The sequence below is a fragment of the Pseudomonas sp. 313 genome (genome assembly GCF_000316965.1).
Lineage (GTDB): Bacteria > Pseudomonadota > Gammaproteobacteria > Pseudomonadales > Pseudomonadaceae > Chryseomonas > Chryseomonas benzopyrenica.
The window spans coordinates 33845-49719 of record NZ_ANBZ01000086.1 but is presented as its reverse complement, the minus strand read 5'-3'; the positions used below and the strand labels follow the sequence as shown (position 1 = coordinate 49719).

At 62.8% G+C, this 15875-nt stretch carries 14 protein-coding genes and 2 tRNA genes; 12 read left to right on the top strand and 4 right to left on the bottom strand.

What is annotated here, in order from left to right; genetic code table 11:
* The first annotated feature begins 64 nt into the window (after positions 1–64).
* The 4 genes from clpP (at position 65) to C722_RS0122070 (ending at position 6651) form a co-directional block, all read left to right on the top strand.
* Positions 65–706, top strand: coding sequence for an ATP-dependent Clp endopeptidase proteolytic subunit ClpP (clpP, locus tag C722_RS0122085; RefSeq protein ID WP_007162222.1), 642 nt, complete (start codon positions 65–67; stop codon positions 704–706).
* A 110-nt stretch (positions 707–816) separates the two neighbouring features.
* Positions 817–2097 (top strand): ATP-dependent Clp protease ATP-binding subunit ClpX, encoded by a 1281-nt coding sequence (gene clpX, locus C722_RS0122080; protein ID WP_017642587.1) that lies wholly within the window; start codon positions 817–819, stop codon positions 2095–2097.
* A 126-nt stretch (positions 2098–2223) separates the two neighbouring features.
* On the top strand, positions 2224–4620 hold the full coding sequence (gene lon, locus C722_RS0122075) for an endopeptidase La (RefSeq protein ID WP_026084026.1): 2397 nt from the start codon (positions 2224–2226) through the stop codon (positions 4618–4620).
* A 174-nt stretch (positions 4621–4794) separates the two neighbouring features.
* Complete coding sequence (locus tag C722_RS0122070) at positions 4795–6651, top strand: SurA N-terminal domain-containing protein (RefSeq protein WP_026084025.1); 1857 nt, start codon at positions 4795–4797, stop codon at positions 6649–6651.
* A 100-nt stretch (positions 6652–6751) separates the two neighbouring features.
* Here C722_RS0122070 and cysK read toward each other — a convergent pair whose 3' ends face one another.
* On the bottom strand, positions 6752–7726 hold the full coding sequence (gene cysK / locus C722_RS0122065) for a cysteine synthase A (protein WP_007162226.1): 975 nt from the start codon (positions 7724–7726) through the stop codon (positions 6752–6754).
* 110 nt (positions 7727–7836) lie between these two features.
* Between cysK and C722_RS0122060 the strand changes: the two genes are divergently transcribed.
* Positions 7837–8670, top strand: coding sequence for a MoxR family ATPase (locus C722_RS0122060; protein WP_017642584.1), 834 nt, complete (start codon positions 7837–7839; stop codon positions 8668–8670).
* Positions 8671–8677: 7 nt separating this feature from the next.
* The gene (locus C722_RS0122055; RefSeq protein ID WP_017642583.1) at positions 8678–9853 is read left to right on the top strand and encodes a VWA domain-containing protein; all 1176 of its coding nucleotides are present in this window, start codon (positions 8678–8680) and stop codon (positions 9851–9853) included.
* 39 nt (positions 9854–9892) lie between these two features.
* On the opposite strand, the gene htpX is transcribed toward C722_RS0122055, so the two are convergent.
* Together htpX and C722_RS0122045 are read right to left on the bottom strand one after the other, a co-directional pair.
* Positions 9893–10771: a protease HtpX gene (gene htpX / locus C722_RS0122050; protein WP_017642582.1), complete on the bottom strand. Its 879-nt coding sequence runs from the start codon at positions 10769–10771 to the stop codon at positions 9893–9895.
* A 193-nt stretch (positions 10772–10964) separates the two neighbouring features.
* A complete protein-coding gene (locus C722_RS0122045) occupies positions 10965–12176 on the bottom strand; it encodes a pyridoxal phosphate-dependent aminotransferase (RefSeq protein WP_017642581.1) in 1212 nt (403 codons plus the stop codon).
* A gap of 156 nt (positions 12177–12332) precedes the next feature.
* Here C722_RS0122045 and msrB point away from each other — a divergent pair, with 156 nt between their 5' ends.
* From msrB to C722_RS0122025, 4 genes are all read left to right on the top strand, one after another.
* Positions 12333–12734: a peptide-methionine (R)-S-oxide reductase MsrB gene (gene msrB, locus C722_RS0122040; protein WP_017642580.1), complete on the top strand. Its 402-nt coding sequence runs from the start codon at positions 12333–12335 to the stop codon at positions 12732–12734.
* Entirely contained in the window at positions 12731–13216 is a 486-nt protein-coding gene (locus C722_RS0122035; RefSeq protein ID WP_017642579.1) for a glutathione peroxidase, read from the top strand. The genes msrB and C722_RS0122035 overlap by 4 nt, the downstream gene beginning before the upstream one ends.
* A 108-nt stretch (positions 13217–13324) precedes the next feature.
* Entirely contained in the window at positions 13325–14212 is an 888-nt protein-coding gene (locus C722_RS0122030) for an ATP-binding protein (RefSeq protein ID WP_017642578.1), read from the top strand.
* Positions 14209–14697 carry a GAF domain-containing protein gene (locus C722_RS0122025; protein ID WP_017642577.1) on the top strand — a complete coding sequence of 163 codons (489 nt, stop codon included), beginning with the start codon at positions 14209–14211 and terminating at the stop codon, positions 14695–14697. Before C722_RS0122030 ends, C722_RS0122025 begins: the two co-directional genes overlap by 4 nt.
* A 24-nt stretch (positions 14698–14721) precedes the next feature.
* Here C722_RS0122025 and C722_RS0122020 read toward each other — a convergent pair whose 3' ends face one another.
* Complete coding sequence (locus C722_RS0122020; RefSeq protein ID WP_242455120.1) at positions 14722–15489, bottom strand: hypothetical protein; 768 nt, start codon at positions 15487–15489, stop codon at positions 14722–14724.
* A gap of 171 nt (positions 15490–15660) precedes the next feature.
* Here C722_RS0122020 and C722_RS0122015 point away from each other — a divergent pair.
* Positions 15661–15736: transfer RNA gene (locus tag C722_RS0122015), tRNA-Glu, on the top strand.
* A 6-nt stretch (positions 15737–15742) separates the two neighbouring features.
* Positions 15743–15818 (top strand) — tRNA-Gly (locus C722_RS0122010).
* Positions 15819–15875 lie beyond the last annotated feature (57 nt).

Genomic DNA, 15875 nt, shown 5'->3' with positions numbered 1-15875 from the left:
AGCCAGCCTCGTGCTGGCTTATGTGTTTTTGACAGGTCATCCAGATAGGGAGCTAGTGCAGGACATGTCCCGCAATTCATACATGCAATCCATGCCCGATATTCAAGCCGCTGGCGGTCTGGTACCCATGGTGGTGGAGCAATCCGCCCGGGGCGAGCGCGCCTATGACATCTACTCCCGGCTGCTCAAGGAGCGGGTCATCTTCCTGGTTGGCCAGGTCGAGGACTACATGGCCAATCTCGTCGTCGCCCAGCTGCTGTTCCTGGAAGCGGAGAATCCTGACAAGGACATCCACCTCTATATCAACAGCCCGGGTGGCTCGGTGACCGCGGGCATGTCGATCTACGACACCATGCAGTTCATTAAGCCGGACGTCTCCACCATCTGCATCGGCCAGGCCTGCAGCATGGGCGCCCTGTTGCTGGCAGGCGGTGCCGCCGAGAAGCGTTTCTGCCTGCCGCACTCGCGGATGATGATTCACCAGCCGCTGGGCGGCTTCCAGGGTCAGGCATCGGACATCGAAATTCACGCCCGTGAAATTTTGACCATCCGTGAGCGTCTGAACAAGGTGCTGGCGCATCACACCGGTCAGCCGATGGACGTGATCGCCCGCGATACCGACCGTGACAACTTCATGAGTGGCCCCGAAGCCGTTGCCTACGGCTTGATCGACAAGGTCCTCGAGAAGCGCAACATCCCCGCCTGACCCCGCCTCGACCACCTGCCCAAGCGCCGGTCGTTTGGGCGGGTAGGCTTGAAAAACCGTGCAATAGGCTCCATCTTGTTGATGTAAGCACATTCCATTGGATCGATCGAATGACAGATACGCGCAATAGCGACGATAACGGCAAGCTGCTTTACTGCTCCTTCTGCGGCAAGAGTCAGCACGAAGTACGTAAATTGATCGCTGGACCCTCCGTCTTCATCTGCGACGAATGCGTCGACCTGTGCAATGACATCATCCGCGAGGAGGTCCAGGAAGCTCAGGCCGAAAGCAATGCGCACAAGCTGCCAGCGCCGAAGGAAATCAGCGCCATCCTCGACCAGTATGTCATTGGTCAGCAGCGTGCCAAGCGGGTCCTCGCCGTTGCTGTCTACAACCATTACAAGCGTCTGAATCAGCGCGAGAAGAAAGACGACGTCGAGCTGGGCAAGAGCAATATCCTGCTCATCGGTCCGACCGGTTCGGGCAAGACCCTGCTGGCGGAAACGCTGGCGCGCCTGCTCAACGTACCTTTCACCATCGCCGATGCCACCACTCTGACCGAAGCCGGTTATGTGGGTGAAGACGTCGAGAACATCATTCAAAAGCTCTTGCAGAAGTGCGACTACGATGTTGAAAAGGCCCAGATGGGCATCGTCTACATCGACGAGATCGACAAGATCTCGCGCAAGTCCGACAACCCCTCCATCACCCGCGACGTCTCGGGCGAGGGCGTGCAGCAGGCACTGCTGAAGCTGATCGAGGGTACCGTGGCGTCGGTTCCGCCTCAGGGCGGCCGCAAGCATCCCCAGCAGGAATTCCTGCAGGTAGATACCCGCAACATCCTGTTCATCTGCGGCGGTGCCTTCGCGGGTCTGGAAAAGGTCATCCAGAATCGTTCCACTAAGGGTGGCGGCATCGGCTTTAACGCCGAGGTACGCAGCGTGGAACTGGGCAAGAAAATCGGCGAATCCCTACGTGACGCCGAGCCCGAGGATCTGGTCAAGTTCGGCCTGATTCCCGAGTTCGTCGGTCGTTTGCCGGTCATCGCGACCCTGGACGAGCTGGATGAGCCGGCACTCATGCAGATCCTGACCGAGCCGAAGAACGCCCTGACCAAGCAGTACGCCAAGCTGTTCGAGATGGAAGACGTGGATCTGGAATTCCGTCCCGATGCCCTAAAGGCGGTCGCCCGCAAGGCACTGGAGCGCAAGACCGGTGCTCGGGGTCTGAGATCTATCCTCGAAGGCATCCTGCTCGAGACCATGTACGAGATTCCTTCGCAGAAGGAGGTCAGCAAGGTGGTCATCGACGAGAGTGTTATCGAGGGGAGTTCCCAGCCGCTGCTCATCTACGAGAACAGCGAGCCCGCCAAGGCGGCGCCAGACGCGTGACAGAAGGGGCTTCGGCCCCTTTTTCATTTCAGCGACGGTTGTATTTTGCGGCGGTCAACCTCATGTTAGGGGAAACCGAGGCCTTAACCGCATCTGCGGCCGATTATTTGCCGAGACCCGTACCCCATGACTACGACGATAGAACTTCCCCTGCTGCCCCTACGTGACGTAGTGGTCTATCCCCACATGGTCATCCCATTGTTCGTCGGAAGGGAAAAGTCCGTCGAGGCCCTCGAGGCCGCCATGTCTGGCGACAAGCAGATCCTGCTGGTCGCACAGAAGAATCCCGGCGATGACGATCCCGCCGCGGATGACATGTATCACATGGGTACGGTCGCGACCGTTCTCCAGCTGCTCAAGCTGCCCGACGGCACCGTCAAGGTCCTGGTCGAAGGCGAGCAGCGCGGCCGTATCGAATCCTTCGTCGAGAACCAGGCCTATGCCCGTGCGCTGGTCACCCTGATCGAAGACAGCGAAGCCCCGGATCGTGAATCCGAGGTGTTCTCGCGCAGCCTGATGAGTCAGTTCGAGCAATACGTACAGCTCGGCAAGAAGGTCCCTGCCGAAGTCCTGTCCTCGCTCAACAGCATCGAGGATCCCAGCCGTCTGGTCGACACCATGGCCGCCCATATGGCGCTGAAGATCGAACAGAAGCAGGAAATTCTCGAGATCACCGAGCTGGGCGCACGCGTCGAGCACGTGTTGGCCCTGCTGGATGCGGAAATCGACCTCCTGCAGGTGGAAAAGCGCATCCGTGGTCGCGTCAAGAAGCAGATGGAGCGCAGCCAGCGCGAGTACTACCTCAACGAACAGATGAAGGCCATCCAGAAAGAACTGGGTGACATCGACGAAGGCCACAACGAGGTCGACGACCTCAAACGTCGCATCGAAGCCGCCGGTCTGCCCAAGGATGCCCTGGCCAAGGCTACGGCCGAGCTGAACAAGCTCAAGCAGATGTCGCCGATGTCGGCCGAAGCCACCGTGGTGCGCTCCTACATCGACTGGTTGGTGAACGTACCGTGGCAGGCGGAAAGCAAGGTCCGCCTGGACCTGGGCCGTGCCGAGGAAGTCCTGGACAAGGACCACTACGGTCTGGAAGAGGTCAAGGAACGCATTCTTGAATACCTCGCCGTGCAGAAGCGTGTGAAAAAGGTGCGCGGGCCGGTGCTGTGCCTGGTCGGTCCGCCCGGCGTGGGCAAGACCTCCCTGGCCGAGTCCATCGCCCGTTCCACCGGTCGCAAGTTCGTGCGCATGGCCCTGGGCGGCGTGCGTGACGAAGCCGAGATCCGTGGTCACCGCCGCACCTACATCGGTTCCATGCCGGGTCGTCTGATCCAGAAGATGACCAAGGTCGGGGTGCGCAATCCGCTGTTCCTGCTCGACGAAATCGACAAGATGGGCAACGACATGCGTGGCGATCCCGCCTCCGCCTTGCTCGAGGTCCTGGATCCGGAGCAGAACCACACCTTCAACGACCATTACCTGGAGGTGGACTACGATCTCTCCGACGTGATGTTCGTCTGCACCGCCAACTCCATGAACATTCCGGCGCCCTTGCTGGACCGTATGGAAGTCATTCGCCTGCCCGGCTACACCGAGGCGGAAAAGGTCAACATCGCCACCCGCTACCTGATTCCCAAGCAGGTCAAGGCCAATGGCCTGAAGAAGGGCGAGGTGGAATTCGACGAAGACGCCCTGCGCGACATCATCCGCTACTACACCCGCGAAGCGGGCGTACGGAGTCTGGAGCGTCAGGTGGCCAAGGTCTGCCGCAAGGTGGTCAAACAGCATGCCCTGAGCAAGGAGCGCACGGCCAGCGTCACCGTGGATACCCTGGAGCACTGGCTGGGCGTTCGCAAATTCCGCTATGGCCTGGCCGAGCAGCAGGATCAGGTTGGTCAGGTCACCGGCCTCGCCTGGACCCAGGTTGGCGGCGAACTGCTGACCATCGAGTCCGCGGTCGTCCCCGGCAAGGGCCAGATGATCAAGACCGGTTCCTTGGGCGATGTGATGGCCGAGTCCATCACCGCGGCCCTGACCGTGGTCCGCAGTCGTGGTCGCAGCCTGGGCATTCCCAAGGACTTCCACGAGAAGCACGACATCCATATCCACGTGCCCGAAGGCGCCACGCCCAAGGACGGCCCGAGCGCCGGTATCGGTATGTGCACGGCGCTGGTCTCGGCCGCCACCCGTATCCCGGTGCGTGCCGACGTCGCCATGACCGGCGAGATCACCCTGCGTGGTCAGGTGCTGGCCATCGGTGGGCTCAAGGAAAAGCTGCTTGCGGCCCACCGCGGCGGCATCCGTACCGTGATTATTCCAGAGGAAAACGTCCGGGATCTGCGGGACATTCCGGACAACATCAAGGCCGACTTGCAGATCAAGCCAGTCAAATGGATTGACGAGGTCTTGGAGGTTGCGCTGCAATACACGCCGGAGCCGCTTCCGGACGATGGTCCGGAGCTCGTCAGCAAGGACGAGAAGCGGGATCAGGAAGGCAAGGAGCGCGTCAGTACGCACTGACGGCGCCCTTGGGCTTGATGGGCGGGGCGCCAGCCAAGGTTGCTGGTGTTCCGCCGTCCTGCTGGATGCAAGGTCCTTGATCGACGAAAAGGCGCATCTCGAGATGCGCCTTTTCGCTATTTGCTATTCGACGATTTCGCCATGGCCGGTCTGGCCACAGCTCGTGGGGGGAACATGCTACAAAACATCAGGGACCGTTCGCAGGGATGGATTGCCAAAGTCATCATCGGATTCATTATCCTGCTGATGGCGCTGACCGGCTTCGAAGCGATCATCCGCGCCACGGGTCACCAGGGTGCCGTCGCCCTGGTCAATGGCGACGAGATCAAGCAGACAGAGCTGGCCCAGGCCGTGGAAATGCAGCGTCGCCAGCTGCAGCAACAACTGGGGCAGGGCTTCGATCCTTCCACCCTGGATGACCGGTTGCTGCGCGAGTCCGCACTCAAGGCACTCATCGACAAGCAACTGCTGCTGCAGAGCGCCAAGACCGATCGCTTCGCCTTCTCCGAGCAGGCACTGGATCAGTTGATCCTCAATACCCCCGAATTCCAGACCGAAGGGCGTTTCGATCCCCAGCGCTTCGATCAGGCCGTTCGCCAGATGAACTACAACCGCCTGCAATTCCGCGATCTGCTGCGTGACGAAATGCTGATCGGTCAGCTGCGTGCCGGTATCGTCGGCAGCAATTTCGTCACCGATGCCGATATCGAGGCCTTCGCCGCGCTCGAGCGGCAGACACGCGACTTCGCCATGCGTACCGTCAAGGCTTCGCCGGCTGGCATCACGCCGACCCAGGACGAGATCCAGGCCTACTACGACAGCCACAAGAACGCCTTCATGACGCCTGAGCAGGTAGTCATCGAGTACGTCGAGCTGAAAAAGGCCGCCTTCCTGGCCAAGGCCAAGGTCGACGAAAGCCGCCTGCAGGCCGCCTACAAGTCCGAAATCGCCAATCTGTCGGAGCAGCGCGACGCCGCTCACATCCTCATCGAGGTCAACGACAAGCAGAACGATGAGCAGGCCAAGGCCAAGATCCAGCAGATCCAAGAGCGCCTGAACAAGGGTGAAGATTTCGCCAAGCTGGCCAAGGAGTTCTCCCAGGATCCGGGTTCGGCGGCCAATGGCGGTGACCTCGGCTTCGCCGGTCGTGGCGTCTATGATCCGGCCTTCGAAGAGGCACTGTACGCCCTGGCACCGCAACAGGTCTCGGCACCGGTGCGTACCAGCTTTGGCTGGCACCTGATCAAGCTGCAGGGCGTCCAGGCGCCGGAAGTGCCCACCCTGGCCAGTGTCCGGCCGCGTCTGGAACAGCAGCTCAAGGCGGAAGACGCCGACCGCCTGTTCGTGGAAGCGGGCCGCAAGCTGGAAAGCTCCGCCTACGAATCCTCCGACCTGAGCCAGCCGGCCCAGGAGCTGGGTCTGCAGGTCAAGACCAGCGCACCCTTCGGTCGCGAAGGTGGCGAGGGGTTGACCGCCAACCGCCAGGTGATCGAGGCGGCCTTCAGCGAAGACGTCCTGCGTAACGGTGCCAACAGCACCGCCCTGCAGCTCGACCCGGAGACCCTGGTGGTGATCCGTGACAAGGAGCACCGTACGCCGCAGCTGCAACCCCTGGATGCGGTCAAGAAAGAGATCGTGACCCGCCTGACCCAGGAAAAGGCCGCAGCCGTGGCCAAGCAGGCCGGCGAAGAGCAGCTCAAGGCGTTGCGTGCCGGCGGCAAGGCCGCCGCGGGTGACTGGCGTACCGTCGAAGCCGCCACGCGCAACCAGGAGGGCGTCGATCCCCAGGTGCTGCAGGCTGCATTCCGCATGGCCAAGCCGGAAGCCGACAAGCCGTCCTATGCCGGCATCAGCCTGCAGAACGGGGACTTCGTCCTGATCCGTCTGCAGGGGGTAGGCGTACCCAAGGAAGCCCTGAGCGCCGAGGACAAGGCGTTGTATCGTCGCTACCTCGCCTCGCGCGCCGGCCAGGTCGATTTCGCGGCCTACCGTCGGGCCCTGGATGCCAAGGCCGAGATCAAGCATCTCTGATACGAAAAAAGCCCGGGAAACCGGGCTTTTTCTTGGGCGGTGGTAACGCGGTCCAGGCCTCTCCGGTGGCGCCCTCAAGGGGAGGGCGGGGCTGCGGGCGTTACTGAACCAGTTCCTGCTCGTCGAACAGACCGTCGAAGAGCATCGTCGACAGATAGCGCTCACCGGAATCCGGCAGGATGACCACGATGGTCTTGCCCTGCATCTCCGGCGTCTCGGCCAGCCGGACCGCGGCCGCCATGGCGGCGCCGCAGGAGATGCCACAGAGAATGCCTTCCTCGCGCATCAGGCGCTGGGCCATCAACTTGGCCTGCTCATCGCTCACCTGCTCGACGCGATCGACCATGGCGAGGTCCAGGTTGCCGGGTACGAAGCCGGCGCCGATGCCCTGGATCTTGTGCGGGTTGGGCTTCACCTCGGCACCGGCCAGGGTCTGGCTGATGACCGGCGAGGTTTCCGGCTCCACGGCGACCGAGAGGATCGGCTTGCCCTTGGTGTTCTTGATGAAGCGCGAGATGCCGGTCAGGGTACCGCCGGTACCGACGCCGGCCACCAGCACATCGATGGCGCCGTCGGTGTCGTTCCAGATCTCGGGGCCGGTGGTTTTTTCATGGATGGCCGGGTTGGCCGGGTTATCGAATTGCTGCGGCATGAAATAGCGATCGGGCTCGCTCTCGGCGATTTCCCGCGCCTTCTCGATGGCGCCCTTCATGCCCTTGGCCGGCTCGGTCAGCACCAGCTCCGCCCCCAGCGCCTTGAGCACCTTGCGCCGCTCCAGGCTCATGGAGGCCGGCATGGTCAGCACCAGGCGATAGCCGCGGGCGGCGGCGACATAGGCCAGGCCGATGCCGGTATTGCCCGAGGTGGGCTCCACCAGGCTCATGCCGGGCTTGAGCAGCCCCTTGGCTTCGGCGTCCCAGATCAGGTTGGCACCGATACGGCATTTGACCGAATAGCCCGGATTGCGTCCCTCGATCTTGGCGAGCAGGGTGACGCCCTTGGGGCCGAGGCGATTGATGTAGACCAGCGGCGTGTTGCCGATGGACTGGGCGTTGTCAGCGAAGATGCGGCTCATGGCGGATCCTGTACGGCGCGGAAAACTCGCAGCCTAGGCCTTGCGTCCGATGGCGTCCAGCCCAGGCGTGGCGTGCTATCGTCAGGCGAAACAGCTGCCGAGGATCAGTGATGGCCTTTCAGGGTACCGAGCGTTATGTGGCCACGGCCGAACTCAGTCTGGCGGTCAATGCCGCCATCCAGCTGGGGCGTCCGCTGCTGGTGAAGGGCGAGCCGGGCACCGGCAAGACGCTGCTGGCCGAGCAGGTGGCCGAGAGCCAGGGGGCGCGGCTGATCACCTGGCACGTCAAGTCCACCACCAAGGCGCAGCAAGGCCTCTATGAGTACGACGCGGTGAGTCGCCTGCGCGATTCCCAACTGGGGGATCCCCGGGTACAGGAGGTGGCGAACTACATCAAGCCGGGCAAGCTTTGGGACGCCTTTACCGCCGAGGATCCGGTGGTGCTGCTGATCGACGAGATCGACAAGGCCGACATCGAGTTTCCCAACGACCTGCTGCTGGAACTCGATCGCATGGAATTCCACGTCTACGAGACCGGCGAGACCATTCGTGCCCAGCGGCGACCCGTCATCATCATCACCTCCAACAACGAAAAGGAACTGCCGGACGCCTTCCTGCGCCGCTGCTTCTTTCACTTCATCCGCTTTCCCGAGCGCGACACCCTCGAACGTATCGTCCAGGTGCACTATCCCGATCTCCAGGGGCGTCTGGTCAAGGAGGCGCTGGACCTCTTCCTCGACCTGCGCAGCGTGCCGGGGCTGAAGAAGAAGCCGTCCACCTCGGAGCTGGTGGACTGGCTGGCGCTGTTGCTGGGCGATGAGGCGGCGCAGCGGGCGCTGCACGGCGAGGACGGTCTGCCGCCCCTGGCAGGTGCCCTGGTAAAGAACGAGCAGGATCTCCAGTTGCTCGAACGCCAGGCCTTCATGCGCCGGCGGCGGAGCTGAGCGCGGCATGTTCCTCGATTTCTTCACCCGACTCAGGGCCGCGGGCATCCCGGTGTCCCTGGGCGAACTGCTGGATCTGCACGCTGCCCTGGATGCCGGCCTGGCAGTGGCCGATCCCGAGGCCTTCTATCTGCTGGCGCGCGCCGTGCTGGTCAAGGACGAGCGCTTCTTCGACCGCTTCGATCAGGTCTATGCCGGCGAGCTGGCCAGGTACGAACGTCTGGCGGAGCCCAAGGCGATTCCCGCGGACTGGTTGCGGCTGGAGTTCCAGCGCTTGCTGTCGGACGAGGACCGCCAGCGACTCCAGGCCCTGGGCGGCCTCGACGAACTGCTCGAAACCCTGCGGCAGCGCCTCGCCGAGCAGCGCGAGCGGCACGCCGGTGGCAACAAATGGGTCGGCACGGGTGGCACTAGTCCCTTCGGCAGCGGTGGCTACAATCCCTTCGGTGTGCGCGTCGGCGAGGCCGGTACCCGCCAGGGGCGGGCGGCCAAGGTCTGGGAGCAGCGTGACTACCGCAATCTGGACGATCGCGCGCCCCTGGATCGGCGCAATCTGCAATTGGCTCTGCGCCGGCTGCGGCGCTTCGCTCGCCAGGGTGCGGCGGCGGAGTTCGACCTGGATGAGACCGTTGCCGCCACAGCGCAGGAGGGTGGGTTGCTGGACGTGCGCTATCGCCCTGAACGCCATAACGCCACCAAGGTGCTCCTGCTGCTGGATGTCGGCGGTTCCATGGATCTGCATGTGCGCCTGTGCAGCGAGCTGTTCAGTGCCTGTCGCCTGGAGTTCCGCCACCTGGAGTACTACTACTTCCACAACTGCGTCTACGAGCGGGTCTGGCGCGATAATGCCCGTCGGTATGAGGAAGGCTTGGCGACCGCCGAACTGCTGCGCCGCTATGGAGCGGACTACCGCCTGGTGATCGTCGGCGACGCCAGCATGGGGCCCTATGAGATCACCCATCCCGGCGGCAGCGTCGAGCACTGGAACGAAGAGCCCGGCGCGCTCTGGATCCAGCGGCTGTGCCAGCACTTCCCTCGGGCGGTCTGGCTCAATCCCTATCCGCAGGACGGCTGGGCCAGCAGCACCTCGATCCAGTTGCTTCGCGAACTCATGGCCCAACGGATGTTTCCCTTGACAGGCGAGGGGCTGGGCGATGCCATCCGATCCTTGACCCGCCCATGAAAAAACCCGGCCGAAGCCGGGTTTTTTCATCGCTCGCGCTTAGCGCTGACCGTAGCGGCGCAGGGCCTCGATGCGGTCTTCCAGCGGCGGGTGGCTCATCAGCAGGCCGGCCAGACCGTTCTTCAGCGAGCCGTTGATGCCGAAGGCGTTCAGGGTGTCGGGCATCTGCACCGGGATACCCTGCTCGGCACGCAGGCGCTGCAGGGCGCCGATCATGGCGTTGGGGCCAGCCAGGCGGGCACCGGCTTCGTCGGCGCGGAATTCGCGTTTGCGCGAGAACCACATGACGATGATGCTGGCCAGGATACCCAGGACCAGTTCGGCGATGATGGTGGTCACGAAATAGGCGATGCCGTGGCCTTCCTCGTTCTTGAAGATGGCCTTGTCGACGAAGTTGCCGAAGATCCGCGCGAAGAACATCACGAAGGTGTTCACCACGCCCTGGATCAGCGCCAGGGTCACCATGTCGCCGTTGGCGACGTGACCGATCTCGTGGGCCAGCACCGCGCGCACCTCGTCGGGCGAGAAGCGCTCCAGCAGGCCCTGGCTCACCGCGACGAGGGCGTCGTTACGGTTCCAGCCGGTGGCGAAGGCGTTGGCCTCGTAGGCCGGGAAGATACCGACCTCGGGGGTCTTGATGCCGGCTTCGCGGGCCAATTCCTCGACGGTCTGCAGCAGCCACTGCTCATGGCGGGTACGCGGTTGGCTGATGACCTCGGTACGGGTACTCATCTTCGCCATCCACTTGGAGATGAACAGCGAGATCAGCGAGCCGGCAAAGCCGAACACGGCACAGAACACCAGCAGACTGCCATAGTTCTGACCGGTGTAGCGATCCACGCCAAGCACCTTCAAGGTGATGCTGGCAACGATCAGCACCGCCAGGTTGGTAGCCAGAAACAACAGAATGCGCATCATGGTGGGGTATAGCTCCTCACAGGTTTATCTGCCGGCTATATAAGGTTCGGCCCCGATCCATTCAATGTTTCCACTATTGCAAACTGTGTCGTCTGGGGGCTGGCGAAACTGCTGGCGGCTGTCGCGCGAGTGCCTGCGCCGGTTGACGCCGCGAGGCGCGTCAACCGATGAAAGACCCGGAAATGCTTTGCCGCTACTGGGCGTAGCCACCAAGGAAGTTGCCGATGCGGCCGATGGCCTGTTCCAGATCATCGACGCGGGGCAGGGTGACGACCCGGAAGTGGTCGGGCCAGGGCCAGTTGAAGGCAGTGCCCTGGACCACCAGCAGCTTTTCCGAGAGCAGCAGGTCGAGAACGAATTTCTCGTCGTTGTGGATGGGGCAGACCTTGGGATCGATCCGCGGGAAGGCATAGAGCGCGCCCATCGGCTTCACGCAGCTGACGCCGGGGATGTCATTGAGCAGTTCCCAGGTGCGATTACGCTGCTCCAGCAGGCGTCCGTGCGGCAGCACCAGGTCATTGATGCTCTGGTAGCCGCCGAGAGCGGTCTGGATCGCGTGCTGGGCCGGCACGTTGGCGCACAGGCGCATGTTGGCCAGGATGTCGAGGCCTTCGATATAGCTGTGGGCGCGGTGCTTGGGGCCCGAGACGATCAGCCAGCCCGAACGGAAACCGGCGACGCGATAGGACTTGGACAGGCCGTTGAAGGTCAGGCACAGGACGTCCGGCGCCAGGGAGGCGGTGGAGATGTGCTGGGCTTCGTCGTAGAGGATCTTGTCGTAGATCTCGTCGGAGAACAGCACCAGGTTGTGCCGCCGCGCCAGTTCGACGATGCCTTCCAGCACCTCCTTGGAATAGACCGCGCCGGTGGGATTGTTCGGGTTGATCAGCACCAGCGCCTTGGTATTGCTGGTGATCTTGGCTTCCATGTCGGCCAGGTCGGGGAACCAGCCGGCCTGCTCGTCGCACAGATAGTGCACCGGCTTGCCGCCGGCCAGGCTGACCGCGGCGGTCCACAGTGGATAGTCGGGAGCCGGGATCAGCACCTCGTCGTTGTTGTTGAGCAAGGCCTGCATGGCCATGACGATCAGCTCGGAGACGCCGTTGCCCAGGTAGATGTCCTCGATGCCGACACCCTCGATGCGCTTCTGCTGGCAGTACTGCATCACCGCCTTGCGCGCGCTGAACAGGCCCTTGGAATCGCTGTAGCCCTGAGCGGTCGGCAGGTTGCGGATGACGTCCTGCAGGATCTCCTCGGGCGCCTCGAAGCCGAAGGGCGCCGGATTGCCGATGTTGAGCTTCAGGATGCGATGTCCTTCCTCTTCGAGGCGCTTGGCATGCTTGAGGACCGGGCCGCGGATGTCGTAGCAGACATTGGCGAGCTTGTTCGACTTGGAGACCTGCATGGGGAAATGAATCCTGGAAAAGGGGCGAGTAAGACTCGGCGGGGACGGACGCCGACCGGCGCTTGGCAGCATCCGCGGGTGGATGCCAGACTGAGCGGGAATCATACGGCTGCATCGCCTGTTACAAAAGATGCGCCGGCATCCAGAGAGGTCATCATGGAAAAAGTACAGCGTAGCCCGGAAGACTGGCGTGAGCGCCTGACCGACGATCAGTTTCGCGTCTGTCGCCTGGCCGCCACCGAAAGACCCTATACCGGTGCCTACTGCAACACCAAGACGCCTGGCGTCTATCATTGCGCCTGCTGCGAGCTGGCACTGTTCGACTCCAGCACCAAGTTCGACTCCGGCTGCGGCTGGCCCAGCTATTACGCGCCCATCAATGCCGAGGCGGTGCGGGAAAAGGAAGATTTCAGCCACGGCATGCAGCGCGTAGAGGTGCTCTGCGCCCGCTGCGATGCCCACCTGGGGCATGTCTTCCCCGACGGTCCACCGCCGACCGGTCTGCGCTATTGCATCAACTCGGTGGCGCTACAGTTGCAACCCAGGGCCTCCGCGTGATCAGGGACCTCTTCAGCGTGCCGTTCGAGACCGCCGATGGCCTGCGGGCCTGTCTGGCCGATTGGCCGGCGCGGGCCTACTTGGTGGTCAATACCGCCAGTCGTTGCGGCTTCACCCGTCAGTACGACGGCCTCGAAGCGCTGCAGCAGCGTTATCTGGCCGAGGGACTGCGGGTGATCGTCTTTCCCTGCAATCAGTTCGGTGGTCAGGAGCCAGGTAGCAATGCCGAGATCCAGACCTTTTGCCTGACCCGCTTCAATGTCAGCTTTCCGGTGATGGCCAAGCTCGACGTCAATGGCGACGGCGCCCATCCGCTGTTCGTGGCGCTCAAGCAGGCGGCGCCGGGCTTGTTGGGAGGCGCCATCCGCTGGAACTTCACCAAGTTCCTCGTCACGCCGGCCCAGGGGCGCGTCCAGCGCTTCGCGCCCATCACCCGTCCTTCCCAGCTGGAAAAGCATGTCCGCCAGGCGCTGGCGTCCTAGCGTGGTAGCCCTCTGGACTTTGTCTGGAGGGCAAAAGTCATACGATAATGCGCGGCTTGTAAGGCGGCTGGTCCGCTGTTCTTTTTTTCGTCGTCAAGGATCATCCCTGTGAATGCCTCCCTAGAAGACTTTCTGCTCCACGCACGGCAGGTGCTGGAGCGCCTCGAACCCCTGTTGCCCCATCGTCGCGAGCCGCTGGACTGGCAGCACTGCTATGCGGCGCGCTGGCGCCGGGAAGGCCATGGCGGCTATCTGCAGCCGCTCGACGTCAATCTGGAATTGCGCCTGGCCGACCTGCTGGGTATCGATCGGCAGCGTGACCAGCTCGCCCGTAACACCCGCCAGTTCGTGGCCGGGCTGCCGGCCAACCACAGTCTGCTGTGGGGCGCGCGTGGCACCGGCAAGTCGTCGCTGATCCGGGCGCTGCTGGCGGAATATGCCGGGCAGGGCCTGCGCCTGATCGAAATCGAGCGCGACGACCTGGCCGATCTGCCCCGCGCCGTGGAACAGCTCGCCGGCCAGCCCCAGCGTTTCGTGGTGTTCTGCGATGACCTGTCCTTCGATTCCGGCAGCGACGATTACCGGGTGCTCAAGAGCGTGCTGGATGGCTCCCTGGAGCAGGCGCCGGATAACGTGGTCCTCTACGCCACCTCCAACCGCCGTCATCTGGTGGCGGAGCGGCAGAGCGACAACGCCAACTGGGAGCACGTCGACGGTGAGCTGCACCCCAGCGAAGCGGCCGAGGACAAGATCGCCCTGTCGGATCGTTTCGGACTGTGGCTTTCCTTCTACCCCTTCACCCAGGATCACTATCTCGCCGTGGTGCGCCATTGGTGCACGACCCTGGCCGGCAAGTCCGGCCTGCAGCTGGAGTGGTCCGAAGAAGCGGATCGCGAGGCCATCCGCTGGGCGTCTGGTCGCGGCAACCGCAATGGCCGCTGTGCCTATCAATTCGCCCGCCAATGGGTCGGGCTCAAACTGTTGGAGAACGCATGACCGTAGAACTGACGGGCGTAGGGGCAGGACTCGAGGGCTACGCCATGCTGGCCGCCCAGGTGGAAGCCCTGCTGGCCGGTGAGCGCAACCTGGTGGCCAATGCCGCCCAGTTGTCGGCCTTCATCTATCAGGAAGTGCCGGACCTGAACTGGGCCGGCTTCTATTTCGTCGAGGGTGAAGACCAGCTGCTGCTCGGCCCCTTCCAGGGCAAGGTGGCCTGCATGCGCATTCCCTTCAGCAAGGGCGTGTGCGGCGCGGCCGCCCGGGAGCGCCGCACCCAGCGTGTCGAGGATGTCCACGCCTTTCCCGGGCATATCGCCTGTGACGCGGCCTCGCGCAGCGAACTGGTGGTGCCGCTGGTGCAGGACGGTCGGCTGATCGGCGTGCTGGATCTGGACAGCCCTCATCCGGCGCGCTTCAGCGCGGCGGATCAGGCGGGTATCGAAGCCATGGTAGAGGCCTTTCTGGCCGCGACCGATTGCTGATCGGCGGGGAGGGCAGGGAAGCCCTCACTCGTAGTCGTTCTTCTTACGCCAGCTGTCGTCCTTGAGCGTATCCACGCTGTCCGACAGCTCGTTGGCGCTGCTGCTGGCCTGCTCGACCAGTTCGCTCTGCTGGCGTTTCACCTGGGCAATCTGCTCTTCCAGATAGGCCAGCAACTCGGTATAGCGCTCGGGTTGCTGTTGCTTGCGGATCTGCATGATCGCCCGTTCGTACGATTGGCGTGCCTGGATATAGTGTTCGCTCTTGATCTGCTGTTCGGCCTGGTAGCGAAAGAACTCCACATAGGTGACCGTGAGCAGGTAGCGCATCTCGCCCACCCAGCGCTGGGCTTCCTGGCCGTCCAAAATGCCGATCTGATTGGCATGGGCGACGAGTGCGTGCAGCATCTCCATATAGCCACGAACTTCCTTGACCCGCGCCTCGGTATGCACTGGCCTGGCGGCATTGGTGAGTTCGATGTTATCGCCCTTGGCCAGGGCTTCTTCCAGTTCGGTCTTGCGTGCGGTAAGGCCAGCGGAAGGGGCTTGCAGGGCGGCAAGGCGGGCGATCAGGCCGAGTTCGATACGGTGGAACAGCTGCTTGAGCGCCGGGGTCATCAGCTGGCCGGGCAGACTGCTGCCCAGCTGGGCGCAGCGCTTGATGCGGTCGGTGAGGTCGGCGACCAGGCGCTGCTTTTCCAGGCGGCCCGCTTCGAGCTTCTGGTTGACGAAGGCGATCATGATCAACAAGAGGATGCCAAGTCCCACTACCGCTGCAATCATCGTTGAGGACATGACCTTCTCCATGGTGCTTGCCCGCCGTTTGTCGTACGAGCGAAGTCGTTGATTTGAAAAGTATTTAATCAGCTATTGACGCCCAGGGTAAGGCTCCCTAGAATGCGCGCACTCCCAACGGCGGCAAGCGTCAGCCGAGTGGTAGGCCAGAGTCCTCAGGGATTCTACCTGGTCCCCTTCGTCTAGTGGCCTAGGACACCGCCCTTTCACGGCGGTAACAGGGGTTCGAGTCCCCTAGGGGACGCCAAAAATTGCGGGAATAGCTCAGTTGGTAGAGCACGACCTTGCCAAGGTCGGGGTCGCGAGTTCGAGTCTCGTTTCCCGCTCCAAATTATGATCTACAGACTTCTACTGACGTCTGTAAGTCATTGAAAAAAGGGGCTTCG

Coding starts and splice junctions, on each gene's coding strand:
- clpX (WP_017642587.1), top strand. CDS start 817: ATGACAGATACGCGCAATAGCGACGATAACGGCAAGCTGCTTTACTGC.
- msrB (WP_017642580.1), top strand. CDS start 12,333: ATGGAAAAAGTACAGCGTAGCCCGGAAGACTGGCGTGAGCGCCTGACC.
- C722_RS0122070 (WP_026084025.1), top strand. CDS start 4,795: ATGCTACAAAACATCAGGGACCGTTCGCAGGGATGGATTGCCAAAGTC.
- lon (WP_026084026.1), top strand. CDS start 2,224: ATGACTACGACGATAGAACTTCCCCTGCTGCCCCTACGTGACGTAGTG.
- C722_RS0122045 (WP_017642581.1), bottom strand. CDS start 12,176: ATGCAGGTCTCCAAGTCGAACAAGCTCGCCAATGTCTGCTACGACATC.
- htpX (WP_017642582.1), bottom strand. CDS start 10,771: ATGATGCGCATTCTGTTGTTTCTGGCTACCAACCTGGCGGTGCTGATC.
- C722_RS0122060 (WP_017642584.1), top strand. CDS start 7,837: ATGGCCTTTCAGGGTACCGAGCGTTATGTGGCCACGGCCGAACTCAGT.
- C722_RS0122020 (WP_242455120.1), bottom strand. CDS start 15,489: ATGTCCTCAACGATGATTGCAGCGGTAGTGGGACTTGGCATCCTCTTG.
- cysK (WP_007162226.1), bottom strand. CDS start 7,726: ATGAGCCGCATCTTCGCTGACAACGCCCAGTCCATCGGCAACACGCCG.
- clpP (WP_007162222.1), top strand. CDS start 65: ATGTCCCGCAATTCATACATGCAATCCATGCCCGATATTCAAGCCGCT.
- C722_RS0122025 (WP_017642577.1), top strand. CDS start 14,209: ATGACCGTAGAACTGACGGGCGTAGGGGCAGGACTCGAGGGCTACGCC.
- C722_RS0122055 (WP_017642583.1), top strand. CDS start 8,678: ATGTTCCTCGATTTCTTCACCCGACTCAGGGCCGCGGGCATCCCGGTG.